The 7,768-nt window shown below is 67.7% G+C and carries 9 protein-coding genes; 3 read left to right on the forward strand and 6 right to left on the reverse strand.

Translation table 11 applies throughout. The features are described from left to right. Positions 1–6: 6 nt before the first annotated feature. The 4 genes from WD341_RS02595 to irrA form a co-directional block, all read right to left on the reverse strand. Positions 7–588, reverse strand: a complete 582-nt coding sequence (locus tag WD341_RS02595) for a DUF3501 family protein (protein WP_368423853.1) — start codon at positions 586–588, stop codon at positions 7–9. After that, positions 585–2,012, reverse strand: a complete 1,428-nt coding sequence (locus WD341_RS02600; RefSeq protein WP_368423854.1) for a heterodisulfide reductase-related iron-sulfur binding cluster — start codon at positions 2,010–2,012, stop codon at positions 585–587. The genes WD341_RS02595 and WD341_RS02600 overlap by 4 nt, the downstream gene beginning before the upstream one ends. A 187-nt stretch (positions 2,013–2,199) precedes the next feature. Next, positions 2,200–2,616 carry a rubrerythrin family protein gene (locus WD341_RS02605; protein ID WP_368423855.1) on the reverse strand — a complete coding sequence of 139 codons (417 nt, stop codon included), beginning with the start codon at positions 2,614–2,616 and terminating at the stop codon, positions 2,200–2,202. A gap of 197 nt (positions 2,617–2,813) precedes the next feature. Further along, complete coding sequence (gene irrA / locus WD341_RS02610) at positions 2,814–3,266, reverse strand: iron response transcriptional regulator IrrA (protein WP_368423856.1); 453 nt, start codon at positions 3,264–3,266, stop codon at positions 2,814–2,816. Between the two features lie 264 nt (positions 3,267–3,530). On the opposite strand from irrA, the gene fabA reads away from it, so the two are divergent. From fabA to WD341_RS02625, 3 genes are all read left to right on the forward strand, one after another. Next, a complete protein-coding gene (gene fabA, locus WD341_RS02615; protein ID WP_368423857.1) occupies positions 3,531–4,052 on the forward strand; it encodes a 3-hydroxyacyl-[acyl-carrier-protein] dehydratase FabA in 522 nt (173 codons plus the stop codon). Between the two features lie 122 nt (positions 4,053–4,174). Continuing rightward, on the forward strand, positions 4,175–5,407 hold the full coding sequence (gene fabB / locus WD341_RS02620; RefSeq protein ID WP_368423858.1) for a beta-ketoacyl-ACP synthase I: 1,233 nt from the start codon (positions 4,175–4,177) through the stop codon (positions 5,405–5,407). Between the two features lie 16 nt (positions 5,408–5,423). Continuing rightward, positions 5,424–6,257: an enoyl-ACP reductase gene (locus WD341_RS02625; RefSeq protein ID WP_368423859.1), complete on the forward strand. Its 834-nt coding sequence runs from the start codon at positions 5,424–5,426 to the stop codon at positions 6,255–6,257. A 21-nt stretch (positions 6,258–6,278) separates the two neighbouring features. Here the strand turns inward: WD341_RS02625 and ugpQ are convergent, their stop codons facing one another. Both ugpQ and WD341_RS02635 read right to left on the reverse strand, forming a co-directional pair. Next, complete coding sequence (gene ugpQ / locus WD341_RS02630; RefSeq protein ID WP_368423860.1) at positions 6,279–7,013, reverse strand: glycerophosphodiester phosphodiesterase; 735 nt, start codon at positions 7,011–7,013, stop codon at positions 6,279–6,281. A 71-nt stretch (positions 7,014–7,084) separates the two neighbouring features. Then, the coding region (locus tag WD341_RS02635; protein WP_368423861.1) for a S1 RNA-binding domain-containing protein at positions 7,085–7,768 on the reverse strand (684 nt) is incomplete at its 5' end.

Consider the following 7,768-nt stretch of genomic DNA (forward strand, 5'->3'; position numbering starts at 1 on the left):
GACCGTCTAGTCGAAGTCCTCGGCGAGGGCGGCGCGGGCGGTTTCGGAGAGCACCGACATGTGGCTGTAGGCCGGGTGCTCGAAGCCGAGGATGACGCGGCCGGCCTTGCGGAACTTGTCCTTCTGCTGCGCGCTGAAGGGGAAGTGCAGGAACTGCACGGAGCTGGCCTTGCCGTCGGCCGTGGTGCGGTCGACGTCGGCCTCGGGCACCGCCACGACCTTCTCGCCGTCGAACTCGATGAAGGCGGTCTCCTCGACACCGCCGAGCTTGCGCAGGAAGGTTTCGCGCCGCGCCTTGTCGTCGATCTCGAACATCACCGTGGCGACCAGCTCGCTGCCCTGGGGGATCAGGGGGTTGTAGGCCCGCAGCTCGTCGGCCAGCTGCTCCTCGCCGCCCTTCTCGATCCAGAGCATCTCCTGGACCTGCGACCACATGGTCTCGTAGTTCTCGAAATAGAAGGTCGCCACCGGGCCGACGTCGAGGCGCCTGTGCTTCTTCTTCTCGACCAGCGCCTTCTTCAGCGCCTTGCGCTCGGCGCCGTAGCGCTCGATCGGCCAGATGTCTTCCGCTGTGATAGCGCGCTTCATGGCTGTCTTGCCTCGCTGTGCTCCGGGACCGGCCCGCCCGCCGTGGCCTCGACCGCGCCGCCCTGGGCACCGAAGCCGTAGGCCATCGCGAGCAGCTCGATCGGGTGGTACGACTGGGTCGGCACCGCCTTGCGCTCGCCCTCCGGCTGCTCGGCGGCGATCCGCTCGACGCCCTGCAGGATGTGCATGCCGGCGAGCGGGCACTCCGAGCTGACGTACCGGTGGTCGGCCTTGTAGACGTCGCGGGCGACCGGCTTGCCGATCTTCAGCGCGGTCTCGAAGTGGTCCTTGTGCACGCCCCAGGAACCGCCGTGGCCGGAGCAGCGCGGCAGCTGCTTGAGCGGCGTGTCGGGAATCAGCTTCAGCATCTCGCGCGCCTTGTTGCCCATATTCTGCGCCCGGGAATGGCAGGAGATGTGCAGGGCGACGCCGCCTTCGAGCGGCCGCAGGCCCTCGGCGAGGCCCTGCTTGGCGGCGATGTCGACGACATACTCGGTGACGTCGAAGGTCGCCTGGGCAAGCCGCTTGATGTCGGCGTCTTCGGGCAGCAGCAGCGGCCACTCGAACTTCATCATCAGCGCGCAGGAGGGGACCAGGGCGACGATGTCGTAGCCCTGGTCGACATACGGCAGCAGGGCCTTGGCGACAGTGCGGGCGGCGCCGGCGACCTCCTCGAGCTTGCCCTGCTCGAACTGCGGCATGCCGCAGCACTGCGGGTAGACGACCTCGACCTCGACGCCGTTGCGCGCGAGCACCGCCAGGGTCGCCTCGCCGATGCTCGGGTTGTTGTAGTTGGCGAAGCAGGTCGCATAGAGCGCGACCTTGCGGCCGGCGGCGGGCGCCGCGGCGTCGCGCGCCGGCGGGCTCGCCTTGGCCCGGCGCTCCAGGGTCTTGCCGTGATACTTCGGCAGGGCGGCCTGGCGGTCGACCTTGGCGACCGTCTCGAGCAGGCCGCGGGTCATGCCGTTGCCGAGGTCGCTGGCCCAGTTCGCCAGCCCCGGCGCGAGCGCCGCGAGCCGGCCGTTGCGGTCGGTGCGGGTCAGCTGGCTGGTGGCGAAGTCGTCCCGGCCGGCTTTCTGCTCGGCGGCGCGGTGGCGCAGCATCAGGTGCGGGAAGTCCAGGTCGAACTCGTGCGGCGGCACGTAGGGACAGGACACCATGAAGCACATGTCGCAGAGCGTGCAGGCGTCCACGACCTTCTTGTAGTCGGCCTTGTCGACGGCATCGAGCTCCCCGGTCGCCGACTCGTCGATCAGGTCGAACAGGACCGGGAAGGAGTCGCAGAGATTGAAGCAGCGCCGGCAGCCATGGCAGATGTCGAAGACCCGGTCCATCTCGGCCTGGATCTTGTCCATGTCGTAGAAGTCGGGGTCGTTCCAGTCGATCGGATGACGGACCGGGCTGTCGAGGCTGCCTTCGCGCATGTCTTCGCTCCCACCGGCCGGGCAAGGGCCGGATCGCCTGGAGGGGCCGCTCAGCGGGACGGTTTCGATGCCGTGAAACGGTGCGGCGGGGACGGGCCGAAGGACGGGCACGAACGTGCCCGTCCTGCAGAACCCTGCCGAAACGGCTGGCTTTTCCGGAGGTCTTCCGGGCGGAAGACCGGCCCGACTAGTCCAGCGTGTCGAGCGCCTTCTGGAAGCGGCCGGCGTGGCTCTTCTCGGCCTTCGCGAGCGTCTCGAACCAGTCGGCGATCTCGTCGAAGCCCTCGTCGCGCGCCGTGCGCGCCATGCCCGGGTACATGTCGGTGTACTCGTGGGTCTCGCCGGCGATCGCCGCCTTGAGGTTCAGGCCGGTGTCGCCGATCGGCTCGCCGGTCGCCGGGTCCCCGACCTCCTCGAGGTAGGCCAGGTGGCCGTGGGCATGGCCGGTCTCGCCCTCCGCCGTCGAGCGGAACACCGCGGCGACGTCGTTGAAGCCCTCGACGTCGGCCTTCTGGGCGAAATAGAGGTAGCGCCGGTTCGCCTGGCTCTCGCCGGCGAAGGCTTCCTTCAGGTTCTCTTCGGTCTTGCTGCCCTTGAGGGACATGGCTCGGTCTCCCTTCGACTTTCCGTCATTTATTTCCTGCGGCCTGCCGACGCTAAGCGACGCCGGCGGCAGCCTCCGGACTATAGCGCGAGCCCGGTGCGAGTCAACAGCTTAGAACGATTCTAAACGAAAAAGCAATATTCTGAAAAAGCTGTGGAGATCGGAGGTCGACGAGGTCCGCTTCCGCGCGTGGGCCCTCAGTCGCTCTCGCTCTCGGAGAGCCGGACGATGACGTCGACACGCCGGATCGCGCTGCCTGGCGGCGGCGGCGGCAGGTCGGCGAGGCGAATCTGCTCGCCGGGGATGTCTAGCAGGCGGCCGTCGCCTTCGAAGAAGAAGTGGTGGTGGTCGCTGACGTTGGTGTCGAAGTAGGAGCGTCCCGGCTCGACCACGACCTCGCGCAGCAGACCCACCTCGGTGAACTGGTGCAGCGTGTTGTAGACCGTGGCCAGGGACACCGGCTGCCCGGCGCTCATCGCCTCGTCGTGCAGCTGCTCGGCGGTGATGTGGCGGTCGCGCGCGGAGGGGTCCAGGGCCGCCGCGGCGGGATCGAACAGCAGCTTGGCCAGGGCGAGACGCTGCCGCGTCGGCCGCAGGCCGGCATGCTTCAGGCGCTCGATCAAAGCGGTATAGCGGCGTTCTACGGTCATGGGTCCGATATAGGTGCTTCGACCGGCCAAGGGAAGGGGTGTCTGTCAATCACTTAAGCCCGGTCCTTCGAATGAGTTGAACTCGCCGCGGCGCGGCCTCTCGCCGGCTCGCGGCGTCCTGGAGAAATCGCATGGCCTTGCTGGCCAAGCCGCTGCCGGTGTTATAGTTTCCAGGGATCGGCGGCGCCGCCTCCGCGAGGGGGTCGGTTGCGTCCGCGGCCTGGCCCGGCCGGCCGGCGCCGCCCAGGCTGCTAAGGTGATGGTGTGAGCGAGAAGAAGACCAGCTACAGCTTCGAGGACCTGATCTCCTGCGGCGAGGGCAAACTGTTCGGACCCGGCAACGCCCAGCTGCCGCTGCCGCCGATGCTGATGTTCGACCGCATCACCCACATCAGCGAGGAGGGCGGCAGCTTCGACAAGGGCGAGATCGTCGCCGAGCTCGACATCACCCCGCAGCTCTGGTTCTTCGCCTGCCACTTCAAGGGCGACCCGGTGATGCCGGGCTGCCTGGGCGTCGATGCGCTCTGGCAGCTCATCGGCTTCTTCCTCGGTCGTCTCGGACTGCCCGGCCGCGGCCGGGCGCTCGGCGTCGGCGAGGTCCGGATGCGCGGCCAGGTCACCCCTACCATCAGCAAGGTGACCTACCACCTCAATCTCAAGCGGGTTATCGTCCGCAGGCTGGTGATGGGCATCGCCGACGGCGTCATGAAGGCCGACGGCGAGGTCGCCTACGAGGCCAGCGACCTGAAGGTGGGCCTGTTCCAGACGGGCCCCGAGACGGCCTAGGACTTCAGCCGGAGCAAGGGCCGCCGGACGACCTCCGCCGGAACGCCCCCCTGGAGACGCCCCTGGGGGGCCGGGCCGGCGGGTCCGCTTTCACCGCTGGACCGCAGAATGAGGACTAGCGCATGCGTCGTGTCGCCGTCACAGGGCTGGGCATCGTCTCCAGCATCGGCAGCAACAAGGAAGAGGTGGCCGAGGCGCTGCGCGCCGGCCGCTCGGGCATCGTCTTTGCCGAGGACTACGCGGAGCGCGGCTTCCGCAGCCACGTCAAGGGCCAGCCGAGGATCGACCTGGACGCCCACATCGACCGGCGCGTGCGCCGCTTCATGGGCGACGGCGCCGCCTTCAACTACGTCGCCATGGTCGAGGCGATCGCCGACGCCGGCCTGCCCGAGAAGGACGTCAGCGACGAGCGCACGGGGCTGATCGTCGGCTCGGGCGGCCCCTCGACCTCGAACCAGGTGGAGGCCGCCGACATCGCCCGCGAAAAGGGCGTGAAGCGGGTCGGCCCCTACATGGTGCCGCGCTGCATGTCCTCGACGAACTCGGCCAACCTGGCGACGGCCTTCAAGATCAAGGGCCACAGCTACACCATCTCCTCGGCCTGCTCGACCTCGGCGCACTGCATCGGCAACGGCGCCGAGCTGATCCAGTACGGCAAGCAGGACATCGTCTTCGCCGGCGGCGGCGAGGAGCTGCACTGGACGCTCTCGATGCTGTTCGACGCCATGGGCGCGCTGTCATCGAAGTTCAACGACACTCCGGAAAAGGCCTCCCGTCCCTTCGACGTCCGGCGCGACGGCTTCGTCATCGCCGGCGGCGGCGGCGTCGTGGTGCTCGAGGAGCTGGAGCACGCCAAGGCGCGCGGCGCCAAGATCTATGCCGAGCTGGCCGGCTACGGCGCGACCTCCGACGGGGCCGACATGGTCGCCCCCTCCGGCGAGGGCGCGGTGCGCTGCATGAAGCTGGCGCTGGCCGGCCTGGGCAACACCAAGGTCGACTACATCAACACCCACGGCACCTCGACGCCGGTCGGCGACGCCGCCGAGCTGAAGGCGATCCGCGAGGTCTTCGGCAAGGACGGCCAGGATGCCCTGCCCAAGGTGAACTCCACGAAATCCCTGACCGGCCACGCCCAGGGCGCGGCCGGCGTCACCGAAGCCATCTACTCCCTGATCATGATGAAGCAGGGTTTCGTGTCCCCCTCCATAAACGTCGAGGAGCCCGATCCGGCGTCCGAGGGCATTCCTCTGGTCACCGGGGCGGCAAAGGAGGTTCAGCTCAACTGCGTGATGTCGAACTCCTTCGGCTTCGGCGGCACCAACGCGAGCCTCGCATTCAAGCGACTCGAAAATTAACCGGAGTTTCGATTTCATGGCGGCACAGGGCCTGTCCGAACTCATGGCCGGCAAACGCGGCTTGGTCATGGGTGTGGCGAACGATCACTCGATTGCCTGGGGCATCGCCGAAGCGCTGCATGCCGCCGGCGCAGAGCTGGCCTTCACCTATCAGGGCGCACCCTTCGCCAAGCGCGTCCAGCCGCTGGCCGAAGGGGTCGGCGCCAAGCTGGTGATGGACTGCGACGCCGACGACGAGGATCAGCTTGCCGCGGTTTTTGACGAGATCGAAAAAGCCTGGGGCGGGATCGACTTCGTCGTCCATGCCATCGCCTATTCCGACAAGAGCGAGCTCAAGGGCCGCTATCTCGACACCAGCCGCAGCAACTTCAACAAGACCCTGACCGTCTCCTGCTACTCCTTCACCGCGATCGCGCGCCTGGCGCTGCCGCTGATGAAGGAGGGTGGCTCGCTGCTGACGCTCAGCTATCTTGGCGCCGAGCGGGTGACCCCGAACTATAACGTGATGGGCGTTGCCAAGGCGGCGCTGGAGGCCAGCGTGCGCTATCTCGCCGCCGACCTGGGCCCGGTGGGCGTGCGGGTCAACGCGATCTCGGCCGGGCCGATGCGCACCCTGGCCGGCTCGGCCATCGCCAATGCCCGCTTCACCTACGGCTGGCAGCGCGACCAGGCGCCGCTCAATCGCCCGGTCGAACTGGACGAGGTCGGAGGCGCCGGGCTCTATCTGCTGTCGGATCTCGCGCAGGGTGTCACCGGCGAGGTGCATCACGTGGACTGCGGCTACAACGTGATCGGCGTTCCCTCGCCGCGCCGCCTGACCACGGTCGAGGTCGACAAGGCCAAGGAATAACCTGCTTCCCGTCCCGTCTCCTCAGGCCAGGGGCAGCAGCAGTTCCGGCGAATCCGTGATGATGCAGTCGGCGCCCCAGTCGTAGAGCCGCGCGGCCTCCCTGGGGTCGTTCACCGTATAGACCGCCAGCGCGTAGCCCGCCTTGTGAACCAGATCGATCGCCGCCTTGCTGGTTTTCTGCCGCGACAGATGGATCGAGACGCAGTCGAGCCGCTCAGCCTGCTTCCGCCAGCCTTCCTTCAACTCCTTGAGCAGCAGACCGCGGGGGATTTCCGGCGCGCTCTCCTGCGCCGCCTGCAGGCTCTGCGGCTTGAAGGAGGTGATCAGCGGCGGCGGCAGGCTCTGCGGCCACTCGGCGCGCATGATCTCCAGCGCGATCCGCGCCGTCTCGGCTTCCTGCCCCGCGGCCGGCTTGATCTCGATGTTCGCGCCCAGCCCAAGCTCGCCGAGCAGGGCGATGCTCGCCGTGAGGCTGGGGATGGCCTCGCCGCGGAAGCTCTCCCCGAACCAGGCGCCGGCCTCGAGCTCGGCGATCTCCGCGTAGCGCATCGCCGCCGCCGCGCGGTTGCGTCCGGCGGTCCGCTTCAGGGAATCGTCGTGATGCAGGATCGCCACCTTGTCCGCCGTCAGGCGCACGTCGAACTCGACCCAGGGCGCGCCCAGCTCGGCGGCCTTGCGCAGGCCGGCCAGGGTGTTTTCCGGCGCGTGACTCGCGGCGCCGCGGTGGCCGATCACTCGGGGAAGGGGATTGCTCATGGCCGCTCACATGAAAAAGGGGCGGAAGACACCGTCTCCCGCCCCCTCAATCTACTCCAGCTCCGATCGGCTTAGGAGGCTTCCTTGGCCTCTTCCAGATCGGCGCCGGTTTCCTGGTCGACGATTTTCATCGACAGCTTGACCTTGCCGCGGTCGTCGAAGCCGATGACCTTGACCTTCACCTCGTCGCCTTCCTTGACCACGTCCTCGGTCTTGGCGACCCGATCGGCGGCCAACTGGGAGATATGGACCAGGCCGTCGCGCGGCCCCAGGAAGTTGACGAAGGCGCCGAAGTCCATGGTCTTGACCACCTTGCCGGTATAGATCTTGCCGACCTCGGGCTCGGCGACGATCGACTCGATCCAGTCCAGCGCTTTCTGCATCGCCTCGACGTCGACCGAGGAAACCTTGACCGTTCCGTCGTCGTCGATATCGACCTTGGCGCCGGTGACCTCGCAGATCTCGCGGATCACCTTCCCGCCCGTGCCGATCACGTCGCGGATCTTCTCGCGGTTGATCTGGATGGTGGTGATACGCGGCGCGTTGCTCGACACCTCCTCGCGGGCGTTGGTCAGCGCCTTGGCCATCTCGCCGAGGATGTGCAGACGGCCGTCGCGCGCCTGATCCAGGGCGATCTCCATGATCTCCCGGGTGATCGAGGTGATCTTGATGTCCATCTGCAGCGAGGTGACGCCGGTGTCGGTGCCGGCCACCTTGAAGTCCATGTCGCCGAGATGGTCCTCGTCGCCGAGGAT

Origin of the sequence: Tistlia sp., assembly GCF_040905785.1 — a bacterium.
Classification (GTDB): domain Bacteria; phylum Pseudomonadota; class Alphaproteobacteria; order Kiloniellales; family DSM-21159; genus Tistlia.

Coding starts and splice junctions, on each gene's coding strand:
- WD341_RS02605 (WP_368423855.1), bottom strand. CDS start 2,616: ATGTCCCTCAAGGGCAGCAAGACCGAAGAGAACCTGAAGGAAGCCTTC.
- ugpQ (WP_368423860.1), bottom strand. CDS start 7,013: ATGAGCAATCCCCTTCCCCGAGTGATCGGCCACCGCGGCGCCGCGAGT.
- WD341_RS02595 (WP_368423853.1), bottom strand. CDS start 588: ATGAAGCGCGCTATCACAGCGGAAGACATCTGGCCGATCGAGCGCTAC.
- WD341_RS02600 (WP_368423854.1), bottom strand. CDS start 2,012: ATGCGCGAAGGCAGCCTCGACAGCCCGGTCCGTCATCCGATCGACTGG.
- fabB (WP_368423858.1), top strand. CDS start 4,175: ATGCGTCGTGTCGCCGTCACAGGGCTGGGCATCGTCTCCAGCATCGGC.
- WD341_RS02625 (WP_368423859.1), top strand. CDS start 5,424: ATGGCGGCACAGGGCCTGTCCGAACTCATGGCCGGCAAACGCGGCTTG.
- irrA (WP_368423856.1), bottom strand. CDS start 3,266: ATGACCGTAGAACGCCGCTATACCGCTTTGATCGAGCGCCTGAAGCAT.